The organism is Streptomyces neyagawaensis (genome assembly GCF_023516595.1).
Taxonomy (GTDB): Bacteria; Actinomycetota; Actinomycetes; order Streptomycetales; family Streptomycetaceae; genus Streptomyces; species Streptomyces neyagawaensis.
Genome location: NZ_JAMGBG010000034.1, coordinates 130061 through 156254, shown reverse-complemented (window position 1 = coordinate 156254; position 26194 = coordinate 130061). Strand labels below are relative to the sequence as shown.

General features: G+C 68.9%; 25 protein-coding genes and 1 tRNA gene. 13 read left to right on the top strand and 13 right to left on the bottom strand.

The features are described from left to right. Nucleotides 1–228: 228 nt before the first annotated feature. The 7 genes from M8J73_RS17585 to M8J73_RS17555 all read left to right on the top strand — a co-directional run bounded on the left by M8J73_RS17585 (nucleotide 229) and on the right by M8J73_RS17555 (nucleotide 6662). Nucleotides 229–3141: a hypothetical protein gene (locus tag M8J73_RS17585; RefSeq protein ID WP_249828782.1), complete on the top strand. Its 2913-nt coding sequence runs from the start codon at nucleotides 229–231 to the stop codon at nucleotides 3139–3141. A gap of 13 nt (nucleotides 3142–3154) precedes the next feature. Beyond that, entirely contained in the window at nucleotides 3155–4768 is a 1614-nt protein-coding gene (locus tag M8J73_RS17580) for a right-handed parallel beta-helix repeat-containing protein (protein WP_249828781.1), read from the top strand. Nucleotides 4769–4778: 10 nt separating this feature from the next. After that, nucleotides 4779–5030: a hypothetical protein gene (locus tag M8J73_RS17575; RefSeq protein ID WP_055536580.1), complete on the top strand. Its 252-nt coding sequence runs from the start codon at nucleotides 4779–4781 to the stop codon at nucleotides 5028–5030. 66 nt (nucleotides 5031–5096) lie between these two features. Then, a complete protein-coding gene (locus tag M8J73_RS17570) occupies nucleotides 5097–5327 on the top strand; it encodes a hypothetical protein (RefSeq protein WP_063799130.1) in 231 nt (76 codons plus the stop codon). After that, nucleotides 5327–6184 (top strand): peptidoglycan recognition protein family protein, encoded by an 858-nt coding sequence (locus tag M8J73_RS17565; RefSeq protein ID WP_055536581.1) that lies wholly within the window; start codon nucleotides 5327–5329, stop codon nucleotides 6182–6184. Before M8J73_RS17570 ends, M8J73_RS17565 begins: the two co-directional genes overlap by 1 nt. Nucleotides 6185–6186: 2 nt before the next feature. Further along, nucleotides 6187–6411 carry a hypothetical protein gene (locus M8J73_RS17560; protein ID WP_055536582.1) on the top strand — a complete coding sequence of 75 codons (225 nt, stop codon included), beginning with the start codon at nucleotides 6187–6189 and terminating at the stop codon, nucleotides 6409–6411. Continuing rightward, entirely contained in the window at nucleotides 6408–6662 is a 255-nt protein-coding gene (locus M8J73_RS17555; RefSeq protein ID WP_055536583.1) for a hypothetical protein, read from the top strand. Before M8J73_RS17560 ends, M8J73_RS17555 begins: the two co-directional genes overlap by 4 nt. Nucleotides 6663–6719: 57 nt before the next feature. On the opposite strand, the gene M8J73_RS17550 is transcribed toward M8J73_RS17555, so the two are convergent. Next, nucleotides 6720–7580, bottom strand: a complete 861-nt coding sequence (locus M8J73_RS17550; RefSeq protein WP_055536584.1) for a helix-turn-helix domain-containing protein — start codon at nucleotides 7578–7580, stop codon at nucleotides 6720–6722. 10 nt (nucleotides 7581–7590) lie between these two features. Continuing rightward, nucleotides 7591–8343, bottom strand: a complete 753-nt coding sequence (locus M8J73_RS17545) for a DUF6879 family protein (RefSeq protein WP_249828780.1) — start codon at nucleotides 8341–8343, stop codon at nucleotides 7591–7593. Between the two features lie 177 nt (nucleotides 8344–8520). Here M8J73_RS17545 and M8J73_RS17540 point away from each other — a divergent pair, with 177 nt between their 5' ends. The 3 genes from M8J73_RS17540 to M8J73_RS17530 all read left to right on the top strand — a co-directional run bounded on the left by M8J73_RS17540 (nucleotide 8521) and on the right by M8J73_RS17530 (nucleotide 9618). Further along, nucleotides 8521–8730, top strand: a complete 210-nt coding sequence (locus tag M8J73_RS17540) for a hypothetical protein (protein ID WP_055536622.1) — start codon at nucleotides 8521–8523, stop codon at nucleotides 8728–8730. Continuing rightward, the gene (locus tag M8J73_RS17535) at nucleotides 8727–9182 is read left to right on the top strand and encodes a hypothetical protein (protein ID WP_240500839.1); all 456 of its coding nucleotides are present in this window, start codon (nucleotides 8727–8729) and stop codon (nucleotides 9180–9182) included. Before M8J73_RS17540 ends, M8J73_RS17535 begins: the two co-directional genes overlap by 4 nt. Before the next feature lie 226 nt (nucleotides 9183–9408). Continuing rightward, nucleotides 9409–9618 carry a hypothetical protein gene (locus M8J73_RS17530; RefSeq protein ID WP_055536587.1) on the top strand — a complete coding sequence of 70 codons (210 nt, stop codon included), beginning with the start codon at nucleotides 9409–9411 and terminating at the stop codon, nucleotides 9616–9618. Between the two features lie 466 nt (nucleotides 9619–10084). Here the strand turns inward: M8J73_RS17530 and M8J73_RS17525 are convergent, their stop codons facing one another. From M8J73_RS17525 to dnaA, 11 genes are all read right to left on the bottom strand, one after another. Next, nucleotides 10085–10612 carry a hypothetical protein gene (locus tag M8J73_RS17525; RefSeq protein WP_055536588.1) on the bottom strand — a complete coding sequence of 176 codons (528 nt, stop codon included), beginning with the start codon at nucleotides 10610–10612 and terminating at the stop codon, nucleotides 10085–10087. Between the two features lie 188 nt (nucleotides 10613–10800). Next, nucleotides 10801–11211 carry a hypothetical protein gene (locus M8J73_RS17520; RefSeq protein WP_055536589.1) on the bottom strand — a complete coding sequence of 137 codons (411 nt, stop codon included), beginning with the start codon at nucleotides 11209–11211 and terminating at the stop codon, nucleotides 10801–10803. Between the two features lie 437 nt (nucleotides 11212–11648). Next, nucleotides 11649–11722 (bottom strand) — tRNA-Ile (locus tag M8J73_RS17515). A gap of 151 nt (nucleotides 11723–11873) precedes the next feature. Continuing rightward, complete coding sequence (locus tag M8J73_RS17510; RefSeq protein ID WP_055537137.1) at nucleotides 11874–12704, bottom strand: DUF3566 domain-containing protein; 831 nt, start codon at nucleotides 12702–12704, stop codon at nucleotides 11874–11876. A gap of 19 nt (nucleotides 12705–12723) precedes the next feature. Then, nucleotides 12724–15321 (bottom strand): DNA gyrase subunit A, encoded by a 2598-nt coding sequence (gene gyrA / locus M8J73_RS17505; RefSeq protein ID WP_055537138.1) that lies wholly within the window; start codon nucleotides 15319–15321, stop codon nucleotides 12724–12726. 42 nt (nucleotides 15322–15363) lie between these two features. Further along, nucleotides 15364–17433: a DNA topoisomerase (ATP-hydrolyzing) subunit B gene (gene gyrB, locus M8J73_RS17500; RefSeq protein ID WP_055537139.1), complete on the bottom strand. Its 2070-nt coding sequence runs from the start codon at nucleotides 17431–17433 to the stop codon at nucleotides 15364–15366. 384 nt (nucleotides 17434–17817) lie between these two features. Then, nucleotides 17818–18351, bottom strand: coding sequence for a DciA family protein (locus tag M8J73_RS17495; RefSeq protein WP_206187760.1), 534 nt, complete (start codon nucleotides 18349–18351; stop codon nucleotides 17818–17820). Continuing rightward, nucleotides 18348–19472 carry a DNA replication/repair protein RecF gene (gene recF, locus M8J73_RS17490; RefSeq protein ID WP_055537140.1) on the bottom strand — a complete coding sequence of 375 codons (1125 nt, stop codon included), beginning with the start codon at nucleotides 19470–19472 and terminating at the stop codon, nucleotides 18348–18350. Before recF ends, M8J73_RS17495 begins: the two co-directional genes overlap by 4 nt. Before the next feature lie 108 nt (nucleotides 19473–19580). After that, nucleotides 19581–20456 (bottom strand): phosphogluconate dehydrogenase (NAD(+)-dependent, decarboxylating), encoded by an 876-nt coding sequence (gene gnd, locus M8J73_RS17485; protein ID WP_055537141.1) that lies wholly within the window; start codon nucleotides 20454–20456, stop codon nucleotides 19581–19583. 213 nt (nucleotides 20457–20669) lie between these two features. Then, the gene (dnaN, locus tag M8J73_RS17480) at nucleotides 20670–21800 is read right to left on the bottom strand and encodes a DNA polymerase III subunit beta (protein ID WP_055514473.1); all 1131 of its coding nucleotides are present in this window, start codon (nucleotides 21798–21800) and stop codon (nucleotides 20670–20672) included. Nucleotides 21801–22913: 1113 nt separating this feature from the next. Continuing rightward, a complete protein-coding gene (gene dnaA / locus M8J73_RS17475) occupies nucleotides 22914–24893 on the bottom strand; it encodes a chromosomal replication initiator protein DnaA (RefSeq protein WP_055537142.1) in 1980 nt (659 codons plus the stop codon). Nucleotides 24894–25312: 419 nt separating this feature from the next. On the opposite strand from dnaA, the gene rpmH reads away from it, so the two are divergent. The 3 genes from rpmH to yidD are packed head-to-tail and all read left to right on the top strand — an operon-like array spanning nucleotide 25313 to nucleotide 26193. Continuing rightward, complete coding sequence (gene rpmH, locus M8J73_RS17470; protein WP_015659252.1) at nucleotides 25313–25450, top strand: 50S ribosomal protein L34; 138 nt, start codon at nucleotides 25313–25315, stop codon at nucleotides 25448–25450. A 21-nt stretch (nucleotides 25451–25471) separates the two neighbouring features. Continuing rightward, complete coding sequence (gene rnpA / locus M8J73_RS17465) at nucleotides 25472–25843, top strand: ribonuclease P protein component (protein ID WP_079049646.1); 372 nt, start codon at nucleotides 25472–25474, stop codon at nucleotides 25841–25843. Further along, nucleotides 25840–26193 carry a membrane protein insertion efficiency factor YidD gene (yidD, locus tag M8J73_RS17460; RefSeq protein ID WP_055514477.1) on the top strand — a complete coding sequence of 118 codons (354 nt, stop codon included), beginning with the start codon at nucleotides 25840–25842 and terminating at the stop codon, nucleotides 26191–26193. The genes rnpA and yidD overlap by 4 nt, the downstream gene beginning before the upstream one ends. The last annotated feature ends 1 nt before the right edge of the window (nucleotide 26194 follow it).

Genomic DNA, 26194 nt, shown 5'->3' with positions numbered 1-26194 from the left:
GTGGCGTTCCCTGAAGACCCGCTCGGTCTGCGGGTTGAGGTCCGGCCGGGCGGGACGTGGACGGACATCACCGCCCGGTGCAGGACGTCCGATCCGATCGTTCACGCGCGCGGCATCCGCAACAGGGGTTCCGGCTCGTTGGCGGAGCCCGCAACCGTGCCGTTGAAGATCGACAACCGGGATGGAGTCTTCAGCCCCCGGAACCCGCACTCGCCGTACGACCTCAGCGTGAACACCCCCGTCAGGCTGTGGCTCCCTGGCGGCGTCCACTTCCTCGACCTCGACGGCAGCGACACCAGCTACGCCAGCACACCCGACCACGCCGCGTTGGACATCACCGGCGACCTCGATTTGAGGTGGGAAGGCGAGGCCAGCTGGTACAGCCCCGGGGCACAGATGCTGCTCGGCAAATGGGGCGACAGCGGCAACCGGTCGTACCACATGCGGATCCAGGACGGCTCGCTCTACATCAGCGGCATCACCAGCGGGGGTGAGTCGTATTTCGTGTCCCGGCCGCTGCCTGCCCTGCCGGAGCGGGCCGCGCTGCGCGTCACCCTCGACGCCGACACCGGCGCCGGCAGCTGGGCCGTCGCCCACTACTGGGCACCCACGATCGCCGGACCGTGGACGCAGATCCACACGACGTTCACCGCGGCGGGCACGATCACCACCCACGTCAGCACGGCTCCGCTACTCATCGCGCCGGCCCAGCCGACCGCCACGGTGCCGCGCCGAGTCGTCGAGGGGAAGGTCTACGCCGCAGAGGTCCGCTCCGGCATCGGAGGCACTCTCGTCGCGGCACCCGTTTTCACCGCGCAACCGCTCGGCACGGCTGGATTCACCGACTCCGCCGGCCGAGTCTGGTCCTACTCCGGGGCCGCCAGCATCGCGGACCGACAGGAGATCTTCGTCGGGGAGATCGCCAACTGGCCGCAGCGCTGGGTCCCCTCAGGGCAGGCGGTATGGGCACCGGTGCAGGCGGCCGGGATCCTGCGTCGGCTCAACCAGGGGCAGCGGCCCCTCGACTCCACTCTGCGTCGGCGTATTCCGTCGGCCAACCCGATCGCGTACTGGCCGTTCGAGGAGGACACACTCGCCTCCCGCGCCTACTCGCCGATCGCCGGGGTCACCCCGGCGGCCGTCACCGGTGTCGAGTGGGCCGCTGTGGACACGCTGCCGTCCTCGAGGGCGCTGCCGAGGCTCACGGCAGCCGCCACCTTGTCCGCGGTCGTGCCTGATGCCGCAGACGGGCAGTGGCAAGTCGAGTGCGTCTACAACGCCGACGACAAGGCGCCCCCCTCGTCCGGACCGCGTGCGGAGATCCTCAGCGTCTCCACCACTGGCACTGTGCGCCGCTGGGTGATCAGCATGCGCGCCGGGTCCGCGCACGTCGCCGGGTTCAACGCCGCTGGCACTGACGTGGTCAACCAGGGGGTGAGCCTCGTCGATGACCCGTTCCATGGCTGGTACCGGCTCCGCTTCTACGTGCAGGACCTCGGCGGCGGTCAGATGGAGTGGGTCATCGGCTGGGCCAACGTCAACGGAAGCACCCTGCAACTCGCCAAGAACATCACCGCCTCTGCCGGGCACGTCACCGCTGTCACCGCGAACTGGGGCCCCTTGACGGAGGGCTGGTCGGTTGGGCACCTCTCCGTGATGCCGGCCGCGGCGGGCACCATCTACGACGGCTCGGATAACGCGTACGCGGGTGAGACGGCGTGGGTGCGGATGCGGCGCCTGGCGGGCGAGGAGGGCGTACCGATGGCCCGTATCCCCGGTGATCTGCCGGTGGAACGGGTCGGCCCGCAGCGGGTGGCCAAACTGGTGGAGCTGTTTCAGGCGGCGGCGAGCGCCGATGGCGGCCTGCTCCTGGAGGACCGCCGGCGGCCCGGGCTCGTGTACCGGGACCGGTCGTCGATGTACACCCAGGACCCGGCTCTCACACTCGTCTACGGGCAGCCCGGCCTCGCGCCGCCGCTGGAGCCGGACGACGAGGCTGACATCTACCGCAACGACCGCACGGTGGTCCGCGACGGCGGCTCGGAGGCCCGCGCCGTCCTGGAGACCGGGAAGCTGTCGGTACAGGCGCCACCGGCCGGGATCGGCCTGTACGACGACTCCGTCACCCTGTCGCTGGCGGACGACGTGCAGGCGGAGCCGATCGCGTACTGGCGGCTGTACCACGGCACCTACGACGGCGCCCGCTACCCGGCGGTCACCGTCAAACTGCACAGGGCGCCGCACCTGATCCCGGCCGTGCTGCGGATGCGGGAGGGCGACATCATCCGCCTCAAGTCCTTGCCGGGGCACGTCTCGTACGGGGACATCGACCTCCTCGTCACCGGCTGGACGGAGACGCTCCTGCCCCGCACATGGACGAGGACCTTCACGTGCGAGCCGGGAGGCCCGTGGGACCTGGCGAACATCAACGTCGTCCGGGAGGGGTTCGAGGACGGCGTTTACGAGGTGACCATCACCAACGGTGGGAACCTGCCGTGGACGCGGACGAGCGCGCAGGCCCACTCGGGCACGAACTCGCTGCGCTCGGGGGCGATCGGCAACAACCAGACGAGCGATGCTGCCGTGTCGGTGCCGGCGGGGGCGACGTCGTTCTCGTTCTGGTACCGCACCAGCAGCGAGAACAGCGGGCCCGGCTTCGAGGGCGACCGGCTCCTGGTCCTCGTCGACGGCGTCCAAGTCCTCCGCGCCCAGGGCACCGTGGGGTGGACGAAGTTCACCGTGGACGTCACCGGCAAGAGCGTCGTCCTGTTCCGGTACGCCAAGGACAACTCGGCGAGCGCCGGGGAGGACGCGGTCTACATCGACGACCTCCGCTTCATCGTCGGCGCCTACCAGCCCACCAAGGCCCTCACCGACGGCAGCGAGTTGGCGGCCGGGATCGACGCGGACGACCTCACGCTGTCCGTCGCCGTCACCGCCGGGCCGAGGTGGACGACCGACGCCAACGAGATGCCCATCTTGATCGATGTCGGCGGCGAGCACATGTCGGTGACCGCGATCAGCGGCACCTCGTCGCCGCAGACGTTCACGATCGGCGCCCGCTCCGTCAACGGCGTCACCAAGGCGCACAGCTCGGGCACGCCCGTGACGCTGGCCCGGCGCCCACCCGCATCGCTGTAGAGAGGAGGACTCGTTGGTCACCCCCGTTGAGCAGTGGTTCGCCGGGATGGACATCACGGCCGGCCGCCTGGAGGCCATGAACCAGCGCTCCGCGTTCCAGGTCACGAACTTCGGCGCGGACAGCAGCGGTACGACGGACGCCTCCCCAGGCATCCAACTCGCGCTGAATGCCGCGCGGGACGTCGGCGGCGCCCAGGTACTCGTCCCGCCGGGCGTGTACCTGATCGGCGCGACGCTGCGGATCTACAACAACACGAGGCTCACGCTGATGGCCGGCGCCGAGTTCCGGCGCAATGTCTCCGCGACGATGATCATCAACGGCGACGCGGGCCAGGCGTTCGGCGGGTACACCGGCCACTCCCGGATCGTCATCGAGGGCGGCCTGTGGAACATGAGGGGGACGACCGCCGGCCTCACCGCGAGCGCGATGTGCATCAGCATCGGGCACGCCACCGACATCGTGATCAGGGACCTCGAAGTCCGCGATCTGCCGGGGTTCCATGCTGTCGAGATGAACTCGACGTTGCGTGGGGCGGTGCTCAACTGTCGTTTCCGTGGCTACGTCGACCCTGGCGGTCGGGACTTCTCCGAGGCCATCCAGCTCGACCTCGCCAAGTCCTCGGGTGTGTTCGGCGGCTTCGGTCCGTACGACCACACACCGACCGAGGACGTACTGATCAGCGGGTGCTACTTCGGGGCCTCGGGCACGGCTGGCACGACGGCCTGGCCACGCGGCATCGGGTCGCACTCCGCCACCATCACTAAGTGGCATCGTCGGATCCGCATCATGGGATGCTCGTTCGAGGGCGTCCTCCAGTACGGCATCAGCGCCTACAACTGGGAAGACGTCACCATCACGGGCAACACGTTCGTGTCGTGTGGTTCCGGCGTTCGGTGCCGGTCGGTCATCGTGTCCGACCCTGAGGACACCAAGCTTCCGGACGGCACGCCGACTGGTGCTTCGCAGAGCATGCGGAACATCACGATCTCCGGCAACAGCTTCCGGGGCGGTCTGGCCTACGACGAGCCGATCATCTGCCTCGGGGAGGCCACCGGCACCATCCTCAACGTAGCGATCACCGGGAACACCATCGACGGCAGCACCTCTGCCCAGAACGGCATCCGCCTCCAGGAGTGCAGCCGCATCGCGGTCGGCGACAACATCATCGCCAACGTGGCCGGCACCGGGATCTCGACCGAGGACTGCAACACGCTGACGATCACCGGGAACAACGTGTTCGCCTGCTCCTCGCACGGCATCACGATCGTCGACAACAGCAACTCGAACATCGTCGGCAACCAGATCAGAGAGCCCGGCGAGAACGGCATCCTCGTCCAGAGCTCCAGCTTCGTGCACCTGCGGGACAACTTCATCCGGAGCCCCAGCCGGACGACCAACGCCGCCTCATACGGCATCCGCCTGTCGACGAACGCCGACTCGATCAACGTCAGCGGCAACAAGGTGCGCCCGCACGGCTCCGGCAACCAGGCGGCCTACGCGTTCTCCGCGACGAACACCGTCACCACGCTCTCCCGGTACGGCAACGACTGGCGCGGCACCTACGCCACAGGCCAGCTCAACGATCTGTCCGTCACGCCGAACACGACGGCCACCGACATCACCTGAGGAGGACTCCTTGAGTCTCACCATCCGCGCCGAGGGCCTCGTGGCGGACGTCATCGCCGAGGTGCAGGCGGCCGACAACCACGGCGACCTGACCCAGGCCGAGGCCGCCAGGGCTTTCATCCTCGGCGAGTTGCAGGCGTGGCCGACCGGCCCCGGCGCGCCGAACGGGGTGCTGGTGGAGGCGTCGGGCCATCACGACGACCACAGCCGGAACGTGACGATCATGATCCGGCCCGTGCGGGTCGGTGCCCCCGAGGACTGACCCGCGCTCATCCATACGCCCCGTGCCGTCTAGCCGGGGCTTTTCTCATGCCCTGGAGGCGTGCTCATGCCCGCAGAGATCCATCCCGCGACCGCCGCGATGCTCCGGAACTTCCGCTACGACCACCTGCCCCAGCACCTCCAGGCGGTGAGCCGCCCGTTCCACGACCTGGCCCACCAGCTCGCCGAGACCCTCACCGGACCGGAGATCACCAAGGCCCTCGACGACCTGTGGAAGTCGAAGAACTGGGCGGTCCTGGCCGCGAGCAACACGGGGTCCGGGGAGGTGAAGAGCTGATGGCCTGGTACGCGGGCGCGGTCCGGCTGGAGCTTCAGCCGGAGTCCAGTGAGCAGCCGCAGATCCGCCCGACACAGCTCCTCTTTCACACGATCGTCGCGCCATGGGATGAGCACCGCCTCTACGCCTACTGGAAGAACTCGACGTCGCTGGAAAGCCACTTCGGCGTCGACTTCGACGGCAGCCTCGGCCAATACCTGTCGACGACGACCCGCGCCGACGCGAACTACCAGGCGAACCGCAGGCCGGACGGGACCGGCGCGATCAGCGTCGAGTCGGCGTCCAACACCAAGGCGTCGGACCCGTGGACGGACGAGCAGCTCGACGTCCTGGCCGACCTCGGCGTGTGGGTGCACCGCACCCACGACGTGCCCCTGCGGGCCTGCCCCGGCTGGGCCGAGCCCGGCTTCGGCATCCACCGCATGTTCCGGGAGTGGTCGCCGTCCGGGACCGCCTGCCCGGGCGAGAAGCGGGCCGCGCAGTTCCGCAGCGAGCTGCTGCCCACGATCATCGCCCGCGCCGGCGAGCCCGTACCGCCGAAGCCCGGCACGTCCCGGCCGGTCGTCTCTCTCGCGCACATCAAGGCCGCGCAGCGCCGCGACCCGGGCCTGCCGCAGGGCGGCACCACCTACAAGGCCGAGGGCCTGGTCGTCGAGGACGCCCTGTACCGCGCTGGCCTGCTGGGGAAGCGGTGGGTCGACGGCTCCCTCGGCACCCGGACCCGGCCGGCCGTCAGCGAGTGGCAGGAGCGGTGCGGGTTCCGCGGCCGCCAGCTCGGCCAGCCCGCCGACGGCTACTTCGGCAAGACCTCCCTGTCCCTCCTGGGGCAGCGGTACGGCTTCGACGTGAAGGAGTGACCATGCAGGACTCGACGAAGCGCGCCGTGCGCACCGTCCTTCAGACCGCGGTCGGCATCGCCGTGATGCTGCCCGCGATCGTGTCCGCCTCCGGTGTCCCGGAGGCCCTGCCGTGGGTCGCGGGATCGCTCGCGGTTGCGGGCGGGTTCGCTCGGGTGATGGCGCTGCCGGGCGTCCAGCAGCTGCTGCCTGGTTGGCTCCGCACGGACGACGGGGGTCGCGAGTGACACCCCCGGAGTCGACGTCGATCGTGCTGGAGCTGGCGGAGATCCGGCGCTCGGTCGACGTCGGGAACGCCACTACGCAAGGCCAGTTGGCTCTGCTCGTGCAGCGCGGTGACCAGACGGACAAGTCCCTCGCCGACCACGAGACGCGCCTGGACGCGTTGGAACGGAACCGCTGGCCCCTGCCGACCTTGTCCGCGTTGACGGCCCTCGGAGCCCTCGGCGTTGCCGTCTGGCAAGCCGCTGGCCGCTGACGTACTCATGCCCCCTCTCGCCTTCGGGCGGGAGGGGGCCCTTCGTCATGCCCGGGGTCAGCGGGGGTTCAGTGTCCGGCGAACCCGACCGATCACGTTCTGTGCGTCCGCTCCGTAGACCGCGGACTCCCGAAGCGTGCGCCAGACCTTCAGGTACGTGGCCACGGAGTCCGCGTCGTCGAGCCACAGTTCGGCGTGCCAGTCCTCGGCGATGACGAGCCGCTCGTCGAGGACCCAGAACCCGTTCGCCGTAGGGATCTTGAGAGAGGCGCCGAGCGGGATGATGCCGAGTTCTACGGTGTCCATGCCGATGACGCCCATGAGCCGGTCGAGCTGACTGGCGAGGACGGACGGGGGGCAGATCAGGGCGTAGAGGGCTGCCTCCCACACCAGGGCGTGGAACTTGCGGCCGCCCTCGTACAGCCACGCCTGGCGCTTCATCCGCGCCCGCACGGCCTCGTCGGTGTCGCGCTTGGGACCTTGGAGGCCCTGGAGGTCGGCGTACCGCAGGAACATGTGCCGCGCGTAGTCGGCCGTCTGGAGCATGCCGGGGACGACGGACTCCTCCCATGCGTAGATGACCCGGGACCGGTCGACTTCGAGGTTCCAGCTGTCCTGGACCGGCAGGTGGCCGGCGGCGAGCTGGCGGCGCCAGGACCTGATGTGGGACTCGAAGCCCTGGAGCCGGGCGGCCAGTTCCTCGAAGGTGTCCGGCTGGCCGACGGCGTCCGCCCAGGCCCGCAGGTCGTCGCTCGTGGCGGTCTGTCGGCCGCCCTCCAGCTTGTACACCTTGGAGTGCGGCCAGCCGAGTCGCTCGGCGAGCACGGTGCCGGTGAGGCGGCCGCCGGGGGCGGACAGGCGCAGTTCGCGCAGGCGCATGCCGAGCGCCTCCCTGGCCTGCTGGTAGTCCGTGCTCACCGGCGGTGGGTCAGCCCTTCGCGTCGAGCTGGGCGGCGAATGTGTCGTACGGGACGGAGGCGTGGACGGCCGCGTCGCGGACCTGGCAGTACCGCAGCACCTCGGCGGGCTCCGTGATGATCTCGACGTCGTGGAAGACGTCCTCGTCGTCGAAGCGGAGGATGGCCACGAGGCGGCTGTCGAAGATCCAGAAATCCTCGGCTGGCAGGTGGGCTCGCTCGGCGGCCTCCCGCCACAGGTTCCGAGCGTCCTCGCCGGTGGCCGCGTTGCACCGGGCGTACGACAGGAGGAACAGCTGGCCCTCGGTCGGTGGGCTGTCGACGACGCGCACGCGCCCGACGTACTTCCCGGCCTCGGTCTGCCTGCGGATGTTCTGGCACCAGTCGCTGTCGAGGTCCATCGGGGCCTGGCCTGTGGCGAGGAACTGGGCGTAGCCCTCGTCGTCGCGGTCGGAGGCGTAACCGCGCCGGGTCTCCAGGTGCCAGGCCGAGTGGTCGAAGTGATGGAACAGCTGGCCGAACTCGGCCAGGCTGATCAGCTTGGGCACGCGCTCCATCTCCTTGGGGCCGTGATTGACGAGCAGTTCGCGCGGCACGACGACCGCGGCGTCGTCGAGGCCGAAGTGCTGGAGCTGCCGGAGATCGTCCGGCGCCGTGACGGGGCGGCCCTGGACGATGAATTCGCCGCTGTCGAGGTCCTCGTGAAGGGCCGGGCAAGCGCCGTTCTTGCTGTCGGTGCCGTTGAATCGCAGCCGTCGTGCCATGGTCGCTCCCTTGGTACCGAGGGGTGAGTGTCGCCTTCAGCATCACCAGGCCCGATGGCGCTTACTACTAGGCAGCCGTGCCTTCGTGAGACCACACGCGAACATTCAACGGGACAGTGAGAACATTCGAGAACATCGTCTGGCGCCTGTCAACACCCCCTCCATAGCGTGCTGTTCATGGTCGAAGCACGCGAGTTGCCAGACATCGACCCGTACGCGGCTGTGGAGTCGCTGAGGGAGGCCCTCGGGCAGGCGGGAATCGTGTTCCCTTCCCTTGCGGTGGAGCACACGGCGCCCGATCTCCGGCTCGTGGACCTCGGGCGGGTGCGCGCGGACGTGGCCATGCGCCTGGCTGGTGCACTTCGAGGGAAGAGCCCGGCGGCATGAAGACGACGTCGAGGATGGAGAGTCTGCGGCAGGCCGGACAGGACTGGCTCCTCTCCTGCGCCCCCGACCCTGCTGCGGCGCAGATGCTCTGGGACGAGGAGGAGCTGGCGTCGTTCCCGACGGGCGAGCACTGGCGGGTAGCTCAGGCGCCGCTCGCTCTGGCGATGGACGTGATGCGGCGAACACGGGACCACAGCAGACCCGTCCTCGCCGACGTCTCCACCTGCGTCGCCTCGTGGCTGCTGCCCGCGGACCTCGGTGACGAGCTGGGCGACGTCACGCAGCTCACCGTACGGCCTGCGGGCTGGGCCCTGGCCTGTCCGCCGGTGCTGTACGGGGTGCGGGGCCGGGTGTGGCTGCGCCCGCCGGACGGCTCCGGCCTGTTGACCGACCCTGCGCTACTCGGTGCCGCCTTCGGCCCGTGGAGCCCTGCGATGGAGGACCTCGGATGAGACAGCAGACGACCGACGAACCGCCCATCTACCTGCCTGACCCGACCCGTCCACCGCGCCCGGCGCCGGGGTGCGATGTGTGTGAGGCACTGGACCGGCAGCGGGCTGAGGCCGAGGCACAGGACAACATCTCGCAGGCCACGACGTGCGAGATCGAGATGCGCCGCCATCCTCACGAGCAGCCGGCTGCCGAGCCGGAGGAGGCGCCAAGGAGGAGGAAGCGGCGGTGAGCGGCGTCCAGTGGCAGCCCCGTGAGAGGGGCAGCGGCGGGCCCGGGTACCTCCAGGCGGTCGCGCCGTCGGGGACGTACGCCCGCTACCAGGCGTTCATGGACCACTCGATGCTCTGCGAGGACTGCGAGTACGGCGAGATCCGCTGCGCGACGGCCAAGGGCCTGTGGGCGGCGTACGTGCGGCGGCGTGACGCTGCCGCGTAGACCTCGGCTGCCGGTCGACCCCCGTGCCGGCTCCGAGTGGAGGGGTGGCCGCCCGTTCGTCAGGTTCGGGCGGTCACTCATCAAGGCCCCGGGCCGGCCGCCGCGTCGGGCGGCCCGGAAGGCGGGGCGGTGTGATGTGCGTCCACGGCTCCGCAAGGCGTTCAGCCCGTCTGGCTGAGCGCCGCCGCCCCGTCCTCCGTATTGGAGGGCGGGGCGGTTTACTGTGTGCAGCATGACGCCCCTCGCCGACTGATGCGGCGAGGGGCGCCCCTTCCGGCCGGGAGCCTCCCGAGCATCCCAGCCGGGCTTGCTCGGGGCTGTGCGTCAGATGGACGGAATGACCACGTCCATCTCCCCTACCTGCACTGTACCCACAGCAGCGATCGATCTACATCCAGTAGACGCGTGTACGCGAAAGCTACACAGGATCACGAACAGTCATCACCCTGCTCGGGCACCGAACTGCTCACCGTGCCGAGAGCGGCAGCTCCACTTCTGCGGCGGGGAGGAGCGGCAGGTCGGGAACGTCAATGCCGAATCGGTTGCGGTCGTACCAGCGCTGCACCCACAGGGCGTCACCCACGATCCGGTCGAAGGCCGCGTTCACAGCGTCGCAGAGCGCCTGCGTGGCGTAGCCCGAGCGGATGTACCAGATGAAGCGCCCTTCGTGCTCTACAGGGAAGACGTGCACGTCGTCCGGGAGCCTGTCGCGGGCGACGAGCTCCCAGCGGGCGACGGCCAGGTCCAGGCCGCGGGGCGGCTCGTGGACGCGGCCCTCGTGTGAGTCGTCGCCCCAGTTCTGCTGCCACAGCCCATGGCCCATCTGGTGGCGCGTGAGCCAGTTCACGTCCCATACCGCGGCGTTCCGCATCTCGAGCGGGTTGATGTAGACGGCGGCGAGCGCCTCGGGATGCTCCTCGATGTGGATGAGCTGCCCGGGCGAGGCGCTGTCCGGCACTCCGAGGATGTAGATCACTGACTGCTGGTTCGACATGGAGCCCCCACGGTCCCGGCTGCTCGTCCCGGGGACAGGGCGGGCAGCACGGAGTTATTCTATCGGCAAGCGCTTCCCAGGCGAACGCCCATCATGCCCGCGACGGCGACTTTCAGCCACCCCTTGATGCACGGTAAGTAATGACCCCGCGTCAAGTGCACACTGGCGGGCCGGTGTTGGGGTTGGATTCAGTCGCGCCGAAGTTGGGTCTTCTCCTCGATGAGCGCCAGGACCTTCGCTTGGTCCTCGGGGCTCATCTCGCGGAAGCCGATGACGAGCGCGCGGGCCTGGCCGTCCTGGCTCCATACGCTGTCGATGCCGAGGAACTGGGCGCCGGCGGCCTCCTGGATCTGGCCGAGGTGCAGTTGCAGGCCCGCGGCGAGGGCCCTGAGCATGGGCAGCGTGGGGGCGGTGATGCGGCGCCCCTTGATGAGGTTCTCCAGGGTGCTGCGCGCCCAGGGCCGCGCCTCTTCCTCGGTTAGGGCCTCCGGGTCGACGCAGAGGTCCGCCAGGCGGCGGTAGCTGAGTCCGAGGTCGGCAATGCGTGCGGCGACCAGGTCTGCCAGCTCTGTACGCTCCTGGGGCGTCTCAGGCGCCATGGTTCCTCATCTCCCGGTGCTCACGGTGGGGGTCGCTCTCCGGTACGCGTCGAGCGCCGCTCAGGGCTCCCGGTAGCCATAGTGTCCAAGCTTTCGGTCACACAATGCCAGCCCTAGGCCAAGAGCTGTCCAAAAATTATGGACACCTCGCTCGGAGCCTGTCATATTCGTAGTGTCCAAATTTTTTGGACACCGACGGCGGGTCCACAGCTCCGTGAGCGCGTCGTCGGTGTCCGGCCACGAGCTCGGGAGGCATGCGGCCGGACACAGTGGAGCCCCCTGCCGCGCCTACTGGCAGGGGGCTCACTGCGTGCCGCAAGGGTAGACCCCAAGTCGACGACGTTACGGGAGAGTAGCGGGAAACCAAGATCATCAAATGTAGAAGCCCGGTAGACGCTGATGGTCTACCGGGCTTCTCACCTGGCGCTATGCCGCTGTGGGGCTAACAGGATTTGAACCTGTGGCCTCATCCTTATCAGGGATGCGCTCTAACCAACTGAGCTATAGCCCCGCCGCGCTCTGCGGTGTGTGTCCCGCGCGCTGACTCCTGAAGATTAGCGCACGACGTGGGCAGTCCCAAAATCGATACCCGGGGAGGGACCGCGAAGCGGTGGGACACCCCGCAGAGGGCTCCGTCTCAGGGCGCCGTCGCCCCTACACGTCTACTCGTCCTCGGCCAGCGTCAGCTCGATGCCACCGACGAAGCCCGCGGAGAGGTTGTAGATGAACGCGCCGAGCGTCGCGAGGGCGGTGGCGAGGACGACGTCGATGACCGCGATGATCGTCGTGAAGATCAGCACGTTGGGCAGCGACAGGAACGACTGAAGATCGAAGCCGTTGGACTCGTTCGAGCCGGTGGCCTCGGAGATGGTCGCGCCGACCGTGGAGAAGACGCCCATCGCGTTCATGACCATCCACAGCACCGCGGCCGCGACGATCGTGCAGATGCCGAGGGCGATGGAGAGCAGGAAGCTCACCTTCATCACCGACCACGGGTCGGCCTTGGCCACCCGAAGCCGCGCCTTGCGGGTACGCGGCACCGTGCCGGCCCCCGGACGCGGCTTGCGCGAGGCACTCTCGCCAGGCGCCGCCTGGTACGCCTGCGGCGGGTGGTACGGCCCCGTCTGCTGCTGCGGACCGCGCTCGCCGGGCAGCGCCGAGCCCGCGGCCTGCGCCGACGGCTGGGCGTGCGCCTGCGGCTGGGGCTGCGCCGGCGTCTGGCGCCCGCCCGGCGCCGTGGGCGGGGTCCCCGGCGCGGGCGGCTTCGCCTGCGCCCCCCTTGTGTCCGTCACAGTTCCCCCCTGCGATCCATGCTTCTCGGACGAGGGTGAGGGCGAAGCCGAATCGGTCGGGTTCGGCTTGATCGCCTTCAGTTGCGTCGTGTGCGTGTCCATCGCACGCGCGGCGGAGCCACGGCCGCCGCCGTCCGTTTCCGCACCGGTCGAAGTGCCGGACGAACTACCGGACGATCCGGCGCCCGTGGCTCCGCTCACGCTGACTCACTCCTCGTGCCTACTCGGCCGAGGGCGCCTCACCCTCGTCCGTGCCGATCGTCGCGACGCCCTCGGCGGTCTCGTCGACGGCGTCCTCGCCGTCGACTTCCTCCGCCTCGCGTCCCGCCTCGGCGTTACGGGCGATACCGACCACGGCATCGCGCTTGCCCAGGTTGATCAGTTGGACGCCCATGGTGTCACGGCCGGTTTCCCTGATCTCATTGACCCGCGTACGAATCACACCGCCCGACAGCGTGATGGCGAGGATCTCATCGGTCTCCTCGACCACCAGCGCGCCGACGAGCGAACCGCGGTCCTCCACGATCTTGGCGGCCTTGATGCCGAGGCCGCCGCGACCCTGAACGCGGTACTCGTCGACGGCGGTCCGCTTCGCGTACCCGCCGTCTGTGGCAGTGAACACGAACGTACCGGGTCGAACAACATTCATCGAGAGCAGCTCGTCTCCCTCACGGAAACTCATGCCCTTGACACCCGAGGTCGCACGGCCCATGGGCCGCAGCGCGTCGTCGGTCGCCGTGAAGCGGATCGACTGTGCCTTCTTGCTGATCAGAAGGATGTCATCCTCTGCCGATACGAGTTCGGCTCCGATCAGTTCGTCATCGGAACCGTCCTCCTTCTCACGGAGGTTGATCGCAATGACGCCGCCGGAACGGGGCGAATCGTAATCCTTCAGAGGCGTCTTCTTCACAAGACCGCCCTTGGTGGCGAGCACCAGGTACGGCGTGGCCTCGTAGTCGCGGATCGCGAGGATCTCCGCGATCGCCTCGTCCGGCTGGAAGGCCAGCAGGTTGGCGACGTGCTGTCCACGCGCGTCACGTCCCGCGTCCGGCAGCTCGTAGGCCTTGGCCCGGTACACACGGCCCTTGTTGGTGAAGAACAGCAGCCAGTGGTGGGTCGTGGACACGAAGAAGTGGTCGACGATGTCGTCTTCCTTGAGCTTCGCGCCGCGCACGCCCTTGCCGCCGCGCTTCTGCGCCCGGTAGTCGTCGGCCTTGGTGCGCTTGACGTAGCCGCCGCGGGTGACCGTGACGACGATGTCCTCCTCGGCGATGAGGTCCTCGATGGACATGTCGCCGTCGTAGGGGACCAGCATCGTCTTGCGGTCGTCGCCGTACTTCTCGACGATCGCGGCGAGTTCGGCGCTGACGATCCCGCGCTGACGGACCGGCGAGGCGAGGATCTCGTTGTACTCGTTGATCTTCGCCTGGAGTTCGGCGTGCTCCTGGAGGATCTTCTGACGCTCCAGGGCGGCCAGCCGGCGCAGCTGCATCTCGAGGATGGCGTTGGCCTGGATCTCGTCGATCTCCAGGAGGTCCATCAGACCGGTGCGCGCGATGTCGACGGTGTCGCTGCGCCGGATCAGCGCGATGACCTCGTCGATGGCGTCCAGGGCCTTCAGCAGACCGCGCAGGATGTGCGCGCGCTCCTCGGCCTTGCGCAGCCGGAAGCGCGTACGGCGGACGATGACCTCGATCTGGTGCGTCACCCAGTGGCGGATGAACGCGTCCAGGGAGAGCGTGCGGGGCACGCCGTCGACCAGCGCCAGCATGTTGGCGCCGAAGTTCGTCTGCAGGTCGGTGTGCTTGTACAGGTTGTTCAGCACGACCTTGGCGACCGCGTCCCGCTTCAGCACGATGACCAGGCGCTGGCCCGTACGGGAGGACGTCTCGTCGCGGACGTCGGCGATGCCGCCGATCTTGCCGTCCTTGACGAGGTCGGCGATCTTCTGCGCGAGGTTGTCCGGGTTGACCTGGTACGGCAGTTCGGTGACCACCAGGCACTGGCGGTTCTGGATCTCCTCGACCTCGACGACCGCGCGCATCGTGATGGAGCCGCGGCCCGTGCGGTACGCCTCCTCGATGCCCTTGCGGCCGACGACCAGGGCGCCGGTCGGGAAGTCGGGGCCCTTGATGCGCTCGATCAGGGCGTCCAGGAGCTCCTCGTGGGAGGCCTCCGGGTTCTCCAGGTACCACTGCGCGCCGGCCGCGACCTCGCGGAGGTTGTGCGGCGGGATGTTGGTGGCCATGCCGACCGCGATACCGGCCGAGCCGTTGATCAGCAGGTTCGGGAAGCGGGCCGGCAGGACGGTCGGCTCCTGGGAGCGGCCGTCGTAGTTGTCCGTGAAGTCGACGGTCTCCTCGTCGATGTCACGGACCATCTCCATCGACAGCGGCGCCATCTTGCACTCGGTGTAGCGCATGGCCGCCGCCGGGTCGTTGCCCGGAGAGCCGAAGTTGCCGTTGGAGTCCACCAGCGGCATGCGCATCGACCACGGCTGTGCGAGGCGGACCAGCGCGTCGTAGATCGAGGAGTCGCCGTGGGGGTGGTAGTTGCCCATGACGTCACCGACGACACGGGCGCACTTGTAGAAGCCCTTCTCGGGCCGGTAGCCGCCGTCGTACATGGCGTACAGGACACGGCGGTGGACGGGCTTGAGACCGTCGCGTACGTCGGGCAGCGCGCGGGACACGATGACGGACATCGCGTAGTCCAGGTACGAGCGCTGCATCTCCGTCTCGAGCCCGACGGGCTCGATGCGCACGGTGGTCTCGCCCTCGGTGGGGTCAGGCGTGACGGGGGTGATCTCGTCGGCCATTGCTGGTGGGGATCCTTCCTGGTGCGGTCAGCTGAGACCGACTCAGATGTCGAGGAAGCGGACGTCCTTGGCGTTGCGCTGGATGAACTGGCGCCGGGCCTCGACGTCCTCGCCCATGAGCACCGAGAACAGCTCGTCGGCCTGGGCGGCGTCGTCGAGCGTGACCTGGCCGAGGACACGGTGGTCCTGGTCCATGGTCGTGATGCGCAGCTCCTCGGCGTTCATCTCGCCGAGACCCTTGAAGCGCTGGATCGAGTCTTCCTTGATCCGCTTGCCGTTCTGCCGGCCGAGCTCGATCAGGGCGTCGCGCTCACGGTCCGAGTAGGCGTACTCGAAGTCGTCCCGGCCCCACTTGATCTTGTAGAGCGGCGGACGCGACAGGAAGACGTGCCCGGCCTCGACCAGCGGGCGCATGAAGCGGAAGAGGAAGGTCAGCAGCAGGGTGTTGATGTGCTGGCCGTCGACGTCGGCGTCCGCCATCAGGATGATCTTGTGATAGCGCAGCTTCTCGATGTCGAAGTCCTCGTGGACCCCGGTGCCGAAGGCGGAGATCAGCGCCTGGATCTCCTGGTTCTGCAGGATCTTGTCGATCCGCGCCTTCTCGACGTTGAGGATCTTGCCGCGGATCGGGAGGATCGCCTGGTACTGCGGGTTGCGGCCGGACTTGGCCGAGCCGCCGGCGGAGTCACCCTCGACGATGAAGATCTCGCACTTGGTGGGGTCGTTCGACTGGCAGTCGCTCAGCTTGCCCGGCAGGGACGCCGTCTCCAGCAGGCCCTTGCGACGGGTGAGGTCACGGGCCTTGCGGGCCGCCACGCGCGCGGTGGCCGCCTGGATCGACTTGCGGATGATGTCCGCGGCCTCGTTCGGGTTGCGGTCCAGCCAGTCGGTGAGGTGCTCGTGCACGACCTTCTGCACGAAGGTCTTCGCCTCCGTGTTGCCCAGCTTGGTCTTGGTCTGGCCCTCGAACTGCGGCTCGCTCAGCTTGATCGAGATGATCGCCGTCAGACCCTCGCGGATGTCGTCACCCGTGAGGTTGTCGTCCTTCTCCCGCAGCAGCTTCTTGTCGCGCGCGTAGCGGTTGATCAGACCGGTGAGCGCCGCGCGGAAGCCCTCCTCGTGGGTGCCGCCCTCATGCGTGTGGATGATGTTGGCGAAGGAGTACACCCCCTCGCTGTAACCGCTGTTCCACTGCATCGCGATCTCGACGGAGAGGTGCCTCTCCTTGTCCTCCGCCTCGAAGTCGATGACAGAGGGGTGCACCACGTCGCCCTTGCGGGAGTTGAGGTGCTTCACGAAGTCGACGATGCCGCCCTCGTAGTGGTACGTGACCGTCTTGACCTCGTGCTTCTCGTCCTCGCCGGCCTCGTCCGCACCCGCGGTGGCCTTCGCGGACTCGCGCTCGTCAGTGAGTTTGATCGTCAAACCCTTGTTGAGGAACGCCATCTCCTGGAAGCGCCGCGAGAGCGTCTCGAAGGAGTAGTCGGTGGTCTCGAAGATGTCCGGGTCGGCCCAGAACGTCACCGAGGTGCCGTGCTCCTGCGTGGCCTCGTGCTTGGCCAGCGGGGCCGTCGGGACGCCGAGCTTGTAGTCCTGCGTCCACCGGTGGCCGTCGGTCTTGACCTCGACGGCGACCTTGGTCGACAGGGCGTTCACGACGGAGACGCCCACGCCGTGCAGACCGCCGGAGACCGCGTAGCCTCCGCCGCCGAACTTGCCGCCCGCGTGCAGGACGGTCAGCACGACCTCGACGGCCGGCTTGCCCTCCGACGGGACGATACCCACGGGGATGCCTCGGCCGTTGTCCACGACGCGCACGCCGCCGTCGGGCAGGATCGTCACGTCGATCGTGTCGGCGTACCCGGCCAGGGCCTCGTCGACGGAGTTGTCGACGACCTCCTGCACCAGGTGGTGCAGGCCACGCTCACCGGTCGAGCCGATGTACATGCCGGGCCGCTTGCGGACCGCGTCCAGCCCTTCGAGGACGGTGATGGCGCTGGCGTCGTACGCCGAGGATGAGGCCTCGGCCGTTCCGGCCAGGGCCTCGGTGGACGGGATGTTCTCGTTGGGGTTGCCGGAATCGGCCACGAAGCGCCCTTTCTGGCACAGCACAAGCCAGACTCCCGGCGGGTTTGCCGGAGCGGCTGCGGCATGTTGCGGTGGAAGCCTTTGTCAGCGTTGCACAGTGTTTCCGAAGCGGTCCCCACGAATGGGGCGGGTTTCGCTCCCAGTCTACCGGTAGCGCCGACAGTGATGGGGGTTTGCCGGTACCTGAGTCCGCATGTGCCGCCCTCAACCGGTCCTTCCCGACTCCCCATATGCGGAGCGGGGCTCCAAGAGGCTCACGGAGGCACTCAGCGCTTCCGGGTGTCAACCCTTTGCTACCCCCGGGTCAGGTAGGAGTTCGCATCCGCACGCGACCGTGCACGCGGGATCACAGGGGGGTGCGACCGGGCAGCCGGCGGCTTCCGGGAGAGCGTCAAAATGTGACTACGGTCACCCGTAGGTATCGCCGGGACCGGTGCTTCCCGGGGCCCGCAGCGGGCCGTAGCGGTGGGCGGAACCACCGGGTCCGTGGACCTTGAGCAGCCGTACGGTGCCGTGGCCGAGGTCCTCGTTGAGCCGGGCGACCAGCTGCGGGGCGAGCAGGCGCAGGTTCGTCGCCCAGGCCGTGGAATCGCACCGCACGTGCAGGACCCGCTCGTCCTCGTCGTACCGCTCGGGAACGCAGCGCCGGGCCAGGTCCTCGCCGACGATCTGCGGCCAGCGGCCCATCACCCCGCCGACGGCGGCCGGCGTCTCCCAGCCCCGCTCGGTGATCAGCCGGTTGATGGCGGAGCCGAGGGCCATCGGGTCCCGGCCGTCTCGGCGGGCGCCGGAGCGCAAACCGCCACCGCGCCGCGCCTGGCTCTTCTGCTGCGCCGCGTCCCCACGCGCGCGTGCGGCCTCCTTGGCGGCGCGCAGCGCCACGCGCGCGAGGTCCACACCGGACGGCTCGGGAGTCTTCGGGCTTCCCTCGGATCCGCTCATACGCGTTCCACCGCCCCGTCGGACACGGCGAACCGCGTCCCCGTCAGTACGCCGGGCACGTCGTCGTCGACCGCGGCGGTCACCAGGACCTGCTCGCCCGGGGCGACCAGCTCGGCCAGCCGCTCCCGCCGTCGCGCGTCCAGCTCGGCGAAGACGTCGTCGAGGATCAGCACCGGTTCGTTGCCCTCGGCCCGCAGCAGGTCGTAGGAGGCGAGGCGCAGCGCCAGGGCGTAGGACCAGGACTCCCCGTGGGAGGCGTATCCCTTGGCGGGCAACTGACCGAGTTTGAGAACCAGGTCGTCCCGATGGGGGCCCACGAGGGTGACGCCCCGCTCGATCTCCTGCTTGCGGACTTCGGCGACGGCGGCGATCAGCTGCTCGTACAGCTCCTCGCGCGCGTGGCCGACGATCCCCGGAGAGGACGGTTTGTACTCCAGGCCGATGGGGCCGCCGCCGGGGGCCAGCTGCTCGTACGCCTTGTCGGCCAGCGGCTGGATCGCTGCGACCAGGTCCTGGCGCTGGGCGAGCAGGTCGGCGCCCACGCGCGCGAGGTGCTGGTCCCAGACGTCGAGCGTGGACAGGTCCATGCTGCGGCCGCCGTGGCGGCGGGCCAGGGCGGCCGTCTTGAGGAGGGTGTTGCGCTGCTTGAGGACCCGCTCGTAGTCGGAGCGCACACCCGCCATGCGGGGCGCCCGCGCGGTGATCAGCTCGTCGAGGAAGCGCCGCCGCTCACCGGGGTCGCCCTTCACCAGGGCGAGGTCCTCCGGCGCGAACAGCACGGTCCGTACGATGCCGAGCACATCACGCGGCTTGACCTGCGACGATCTGTTGATACGGGCGCGGTTGGCCTTGCCGGGGTTCAGCTCCAGCTCGACCAGCTGCTGCCGCTCACCCTGCCGCACCTGGGCCCGGATGACCGCACGGTCGGCTCCCATGCGGACCAGGGGCGCGTCGGAGGACACGCGGTGACTGCCGAGGGTCGCCAGGTAGCCGACGGCCTCGACCAGGTTCGTCTTGCCCTGTCCGTTGGGGCCGACGAACGCGGTGACGCCCGGGTCGAGCGGGACCTCGACCCGGGCGTACGAGCGGAAGTCGGCCAGCGACAGATGCGTGACGTGCATGGTCGGGTGCCGACCTCCCCCAGAGTTGTGGACCGCGGTGCGGTCCTGTGGATGACTTCTCGTCGACCGTAGTGGTGTTCGTGCCCTCTGCGGGCCTTGGGGCGCGGGTTACTTCTTCTCGACCGCGTGGCCGCCGAACTGGTTCCGCAGCGCCGCGATCATCTTCATCTGCGGGGAGTCCTCCTGGCGCGACGCGAACCGCGCGAAGAGGGAGGCCGTGATCGCGGGCAGCGGCACGGCGTGGTCGATGGCGGCCTCCACGGTCCAGCGGCCCTCGCCCGAGTCCTGCGCGTACCCGCGGAGCCCGTCCAGGTGCTCGTCCTCGTCCAGGGCGTTCACGGCCAGGTCGAGCAGCCAGGAGCGGATGACCGTGCCCTCCTGCCAGGAGCGGAAGACCTCACGGACGTCCGTGACGGAGTCGACCTTCTCCAGCAGCTCCCAGCCCTCGGCGTACGCCTGCATCATCGCGTACTCGATGCCGTTGTGGACCATCTTCGCGAAGTGCCCGGCGCCGACCTTGCCGGCGTGCACCGCGCCGGAGTCGCCCTCGGGCTTCAGCGCGTCGAAGACCGGCTGGACCTTGGCCACGTTCTCCGCGTCGCCGCCGTACATCAGCGCGTAGCCGTTCTCCAGGCCCCAGACGCCGCCGGAGACACCGCAGTCGACGAAGCCGATGCCCTTGGCCGCCAGCTCCTCGGCGTGCTTCTCGTCGTCGGTCCAGCGCGAATTGCCGCCGTCCACGACGACGTCGCCCGGTTCCAGCAGCTCGGCCAGTTCGTCGATGGTCGACTGGGTGGGGGCCCCGGCCGGGACCATCACCCACACGACGCGGGGGGCCTCGAGCTTGCCCACAAGCTCTTCGAGGCTGTGGACATCGGCGAGATCCGGGTTCCGGTCGTATCCGATGACGGTGTGGCCCGCGCGGCGTATCCGCTCGCGCATGTTGCCGCCCATCTTGCCGAGGCCGACGAGACCGAGCTCCATCAGTTGTTCCTTAGGTTGCGACGTGGCATGAGGGCACTGCGTACCCATGCCCGAGCCTAAACCCGGACGCTCACGCACATCTGTGGGCATACCCGCTCATAGGTACGCCACGACCTGCGCTTTCACACCGAGGGCCCGGTGATCCACCGGGCCCCGCAGCGCTGTGGACGGCCTCCGGCCGCCCGTGAGCGGCACCGGCGGCCGCTCGACGGGTCAGCCGCTGAGTCGCACCGGCATGATCAGGTACTTGTAGGCCTCGTCCGCCTCCGCGTCCACCGCCGGCTTGCCGCTGAGCAGCGCGGGCTTGGTGGACGTCGTGAAGGACAGCTGGGCGACCGGGGAGTCGATGGCGCTCAGGCCGTCCAGCAGGAACGTCGGGTTGAAGGCGATCGAGATGTCGTCGCCCTCCAGCTGGGCGTCGACCCTTTCCACAGCCTGTGCGTCGTCGCTGGAGCCGGCCTCCAGGGTCAGCACGCCCTGCTCGAAGCTGAGCCTCACCGGGGTGTTCCGCTCGGCGACCAGGGCCACACGCTTGACGGCCTCCACGAAGGGGGCGGTCTCGATCACGGCCACGCTGTTGAACTCGGTCGGGAACAGCGTGCGGTACTTCGGCAGGTCCCCCTCGAGGAGACGGGTGGTCGTCCGGCGTCCGGCGCCCTCGAAACCGATCAGGCCCTCGCCGGACCCCGAGCCGGAGAGCGCCAGGATGACGCTGTCGCCGCTCGTGAGCGCCTTGGCGGTGTCCAGGAGCGTCTTGGCGGGCACCAGGGCGACCGCGGAGGCGTCCGGGTTCTCCGGCTTCCACAGGAACTCGCGGACCGCGAAACGGTAGCGGTCGGTGGAGGCCAGCGTGACCGTGTCGCCCTCGATCTCGATGCGCACACCGGTGAGGACGGGCAGCGTGTCGTCACGCCCGGCGGCGATGGCCACCTGGGCGGCGGCGGAAGCGAAGACCTCGCCGGGGACGGTGCCCGTGGCGTTCGGCATCTGCGGCAGGGACGGGTATTCCTCCACAGGCAGTGTGTGGAGGGTGAACCGCGAGGAGCCGCAGACCACCGTCGCCCGTACACCGTCTGTGGAAATCTCCACCGGGCGGTTGGGGAGGGCGCGGCAGATGTCCGCGAGGAGACGGCCCGAGACGAGGACGGTGCCCTCCTCCTCGACCTCCGCCTCCACGGACACCCGCGCGGAGACCTCGTAGTCGAAGCTGGACAGGCTCAGCTGGCCTTCCTCGGCCTTCAGAAGGAGGCCGGCGAGGACAGGCGCCGGCGGACGGGCCGGGAGGCTGCGCGCCGCCCAGGCCACGGCCTCCGCGAGTACGTCGCGTTCCACCCGGATCTTCACTGTTGCCGCCTCCTGCTGTTGCCGGCGCTTCTCGGCCTGCCTGGCTTCGTCGTCTGTCGCGGTGTCGCTGGCTCCTGTGAGGGGAAGGACACCGGGGACCAGTCTGACGCACGCCACTGACACTCGGAGCCTTCCGGGGTCAAGTCGTGACGAGGCGCGGTCGGGCAGCCGAGAGCGAGTTGTGCACAGAGCCCTCTTCGAAACGAATTCCCAGCTCTCTCTAGTTGGGAGTAGTAGTAGGGCCTGTGGAAACCGTGGATAACCGCGTTTGCGCAGCTCAGGCGGGAGATTTTGTCCACTGACCCTGTGGGTGGAGGCGGTGGACAACCACGCCTGTCTGTGGAGAACAGAAAGTTCTGCACACACCGTGCACAGCCGGACGGCACTTCTCCCCAACCGTGTCCCCAGGTTTACCCGTCTTTCCCACAGCCCAGCCAGGCAACTTCGTGTGACGCCTTTCACTCGACGCGGTGAGAAGGGCGGTTTCCTTGCCGAACAGTGGACAGGCATGTGGAGAAGCTGGGGATCGCTGGGGACAACCGGCCACAGGCTGTGGGTTGCCGGTGGACAACTCTGTCCACAGTCTGTGGATCTTCGCTTCGTCCACAGTCTGTGGAGATCGTTCGTCCACCAATCCACAGGGTGTTGACCTGGCCTGATGATCCCTTACAGGGCTGCCCTGTGGACATGATCTGCATAACTTCCCGGTCCCCAGGGTGTGGACGGGAGAAAGTCCCCGAATCTGTGGAGGACGGCCGTAACGCGGCAGGTATTCGAACACCGGCTGACGACTCGATGACGCGGGACGCCCTCCGCGGAGCCCCTGCGGAGGCTCGGGGAGCCTCGCGGAAGGGCCTCGGGAAGGGTCGGAAGCCTCGGGGAAGGGCATGGGGAAGCTCCTGACGGGCTCCTGAGGATGACGAACCGGGCTCCTGGGAAGGTCGAACCCGGCTCCAGGGAAGGAACGAACCCGGCCCCTGGGACGGACGAACCAGGCTCCTGGGACGGACGAACCAGGCTCCTGGGAACGCTGAGAACGGCCCGCAGAAACGCCGAAGGGCGCCCTCGGGAACGCGTCCCGGGGCGCCCTCGGCGGATGGCAGGGCCTGGGCCTCAGCCGTTCTTGATGCGGTTCGTCAGCTCGGTGACCTGGTTGTAGATGGAGCGGCGCTCGGCCATCAGCGCGCGGATCTTGCGGTCGGCGTGCATCACGGTCGTGTGGTCCCGGTTGCCGAACTGCGCGCCGATCTTCGGCAGCGACAGATCGGTCAGCTCACGGCACAGATACATGGCGATCTGCCGGGCGGTCACCAGGGCACGGCCGCGTGAGGTGCCGCACAGATCCTCGACCGTGAGCCCGAAGTAGTCGGCCGTCGCCGCCATGATCGCCGTCGCGGTGATCTCGGGGGACGCGTTCTCCCCACCAGGGATCAGATCCTTGAGGACGATCTCCGTCAGCCCGAGGTCCACCGGCTGCCGGTTGAGCGACGCGAACGCCGTCACCCGGATCAGCGCGCCCTCCAGCTCGCGGATGTTGCGCGAGATCCGCGAGGCGATGAACTCCAGCACCTCCGGTGGGGCGTTGAGCTGCTCCTGCACCGCCTTCTTGCGGAGGATCGCGATACGCGTCTCCAGCTCGGGCGGCTGGACGTCGGTGATCAGCCCCCACTCGAAGCGGTTCCGCAGCCGGTCCTCCAGCGTGACCAGCTGCTTCGGCGGCCGGTCGCTGGAGAGCACGATCTGCTTGTTCGCGTTGTGGAGCGTGTTGAACGTGTGGAAGAACTCCTCCTGCGTCGACTCCTTGTCCGCCAGGAACTGGATGTCGTCGACGAGCAGGATGTCCATCTCGCGGTAGCGCTTGCGGAAGCTGTCGCCCTTGCCGTCGCGGATGGAGTTGATGAACTCGTTGGTGAACTCCTCCGAGCTCACGTACCGCACCCGCGTGCCCGGGTAGAGGCTGCGCGCGTAGTGCCCGATCGCGTGCAGCAGGTGCGTCTTGCCGAGGCCGGACTCCCCGTAGATGAAGAGAGGGTTGTACGCCTTCGCCGGCGCCTCGGCGACCGCCACCGCGGCGGCGTGCGCGAAGCGGTTCGAGGCGCCGATGACGAACGTGTCGAAGAGGTACTTGGGGTTCAGGCGGGCCGTGGGCTCGCCCGGACCGGTCGCGGGCGCCGGCTGCGCGGCCAGCGGACCGGGCGCACCGCCGACCGGACCGCCCCGGTGCGCGCCAGGCCCCCCCGGCGACGGCTCGGGAAGCTCACGCCGGTCCGGCCGCTGGTCGTAGTCGACGCCCGGCCGGTCGTAGTCACCGCGCGGCGAGTCGTACTCCGGGCGCTGGTCGTACGGCGGCCGCTCCATCGACTGCGAACGGTAGTCCGACGACGGCGACGCGTACGGGTCCCGCTCCGGGAAGCCGAGCCGCTGCTGCTGCCAGCCGTAGTCGTCCTGCGACGGCCGGGGCCAGGCGCCCGGCTCGGGCCGCTGGTACTCCGACGGGTACGCGGGGCGCGCGGTCGGGAGCTGGTCACCGCGACCGGAGGGAAGCTGGTCCGCGCGCGGCGGCGGCAGCTGGTCGCCCGCACCGCCGGCGCCCCGGTCGTCGGCGCGATGGCGGCCGTAGCTCTCGTACGGGTCGCGGCTCTGGCCGTCGTACGAGTTCTGATGGTCGTAAGCACTCTGGCTGTCGTACGGACCGCGCACGTCCCGCCCGCCGTCGTACGTGTCCCTGCCGTCGTAGGAGTCGCGGCTCTGTCCCGGGCCCGAGGGGAGCTCGGGCTCCTCGAAGCGTGACTGGACCGGCGGCGCGGGCGTCTCACCGACGGAGCTGTCCACGGTGATCGCGATCCGGATCGGGCGGCCGCACTCCCGGCTCAGGGTCTCGCTGACGATCGGCGCGAGCCGGCCCTCGAGTACGCCCTTCGCGAACTCGTTCGGAACGGCGAGCAGAGCGGTGTCCGCGACCAGCGCGAGCGGCTGGCAGCGTCTGATCCAGCGCTCGTCCTTGACCTCGACCCCCTGGCCTCGGCCCTCACCCAGAAGTTGTTCCAGTACTCGTGGCCACACTGCGGCAAGATCGGCAGGTACGTCAGCCACAGGGCACGCTCTCTCACAGGTCCCACGAACGTGTGGTTCTGGGACGGGGGTCGGGATGGAACTCGGGTGGTGCGCTCGGGACCAGGTCTGGTGGGTCGGTCGGTCACCCGGCAGCCGAGGAATGGGAACGAATCGGAGTTCCGTCACGGTAGTCACGGCGGCCGGTACGGTTCAAGTTGTTGTCCCCAGCCTGTGGATAGTGTCCCTCCGTAACCTCTGGTTTGACCGGATGGCGCAGCCGCGCGTACCGTAACCAGGTCGAGTTGTCGATGGCTGCTGCCGCCTGCCTCCGATGGGCACAGATCGCGTCAGGTGATCGGAAAGCGGTGCACTCGGGCGTTAATACGAGCTACTCGTGGGCGCACGGTGACAGCCAGGACGGCACCCCGCAACTACCGATTTATTTCTGGAGCCCCCGAGTGAGCAAGCGCACCTTCCAGCCGAACAACCGTCGTCGCGCGAAGACCCACGGCTTCCGTCTGCGGATGCGTACCCGTGCCGGTCGCGCGATTCTCGCGAACCGTCGTGCCAAGGGTCGCGCGAGCCTGTCCGCCTGATCCCGGTCAGGTCATGCCGTCGTGCTGCCCACCGAGAACCGGCTGAGGCGGCGCGAGGACTTCGCGACCGCGGTACGACGAGGGCGTCGGGCCGGACGCCCGCTCCTCGTCGTTCACCTACGTAGCGGTTCCATGGACCCGCACGCGCCTGGGGAGAGCGCTCCCCCGACGCGTGCGGGTTTCGTCGTGAGCAAGGCCGTCGGCGGTTCGGTCGTCCGCAACAAGGTGAAGCGCAGGCTTCGCCATCTCATGCGCGATCGAGTCGCCCAGTTTCCCCCCGGTAGCCTGGTAGTCGTACGAGCGCTGCCCGGTGCGGGCGACGCCGACCACGTACAACTGGCCCAAGACCTGGATGCCGCCATACGACGGCTGCTGGGAGGGGGCGCACGATGAAGTACCCGCTGCTGGCGCTGATCAAGCTGTACCAGTGGACGATCAGTCCGCTGCTCGGGCCGGTGTGCAAGTACTACCCGTCGTGCTCCCACTACGGCTATACGGCCATCGACCGCCACGGTGCGATCAAGGGCACGGCCCTCACGGCCTGGCGCATCCTGCGGTGCAACCCGTGGTCGCTCGGCGGTGTGGACCATGTTCCGCCGCGCAAGCGTCCGCGGTGGCACGAGATGGTGCGTGGCGCGTGGCGCGCACGCAAGGGCGGGTCCTCCGCCGCCGAACCGGCCACCGAGGGGCACACCCCTTCGAGCCCGGCCGCCGAGAGCCCGTCCCATGCCCAAGGAGCATGAT

Coding starts and splice junctions, on each gene's coding strand:
- M8J73_RS17570 (WP_063799130.1), top strand. CDS start 5,097: ATGCCCGCAGAGATCCATCCCGCGACCGCCGCGATGCTCCGGAACTTC.
- M8J73_RS17565 (WP_055536581.1), top strand. CDS start 5,327: ATGGCCTGGTACGCGGGCGCGGTCCGGCTGGAGCTTCAGCCGGAGTCC.
- M8J73_RS17560 (WP_055536582.1), top strand. CDS start 6,187: ATGCAGGACTCGACGAAGCGCGCCGTGCGCACCGTCCTTCAGACCGCG.
- M8J73_RS17545 (WP_249828780.1), bottom strand. CDS start 8,343: ATGGCACGACGGCTGCGATTCAACGGCACCGACAGCAAGAACGGCGCT.
- M8J73_RS17540 (WP_055536622.1), top strand. CDS start 8,521: ATGGTCGAAGCACGCGAGTTGCCAGACATCGACCCGTACGCGGCTGTG.
- M8J73_RS17535 (WP_240500839.1), top strand. CDS start 8,727: ATGAAGACGACGTCGAGGATGGAGAGTCTGCGGCAGGCCGGACAGGAC.
- M8J73_RS17525 (WP_055536588.1), bottom strand. CDS start 10,612: ATGTCGAACCAGCAGTCAGTGATCTACATCCTCGGAGTGCCGGACAGC.
- M8J73_RS17520 (WP_055536589.1), bottom strand. CDS start 11,211: ATGGCGCCTGAGACGCCCCAGGAGCGTACAGAGCTGGCAGACCTGGTC.
- gyrA (WP_055537138.1), bottom strand. CDS start 15,321: ATGGCCGACGAGATCACCCCCGTCACGCCTGACCCCACCGAGGGCGAG.
- M8J73_RS17495 (WP_206187760.1), bottom strand. CDS start 18,351: ATGAGCGGATCCGAGGGAAGCCCGAAGACTCCCGAGCCGTCCGGTGTG.
- recF (WP_055537140.1), bottom strand. CDS start 19,472: ATGCACGTCACGCATCTGTCGCTGGCCGACTTCCGCTCGTACGCCCGG.
- gnd (WP_055537141.1), bottom strand. CDS start 20,456: ATGGAGCTCGGTCTCGTCGGCCTCGGCAAGATGGGCGGCAACATGCGC.
- yidD (WP_055514477.1), top strand. CDS start 25,840: ATGAAGTACCCGCTGCTGGCGCTGATCAAGCTGTACCAGTGGACGATC.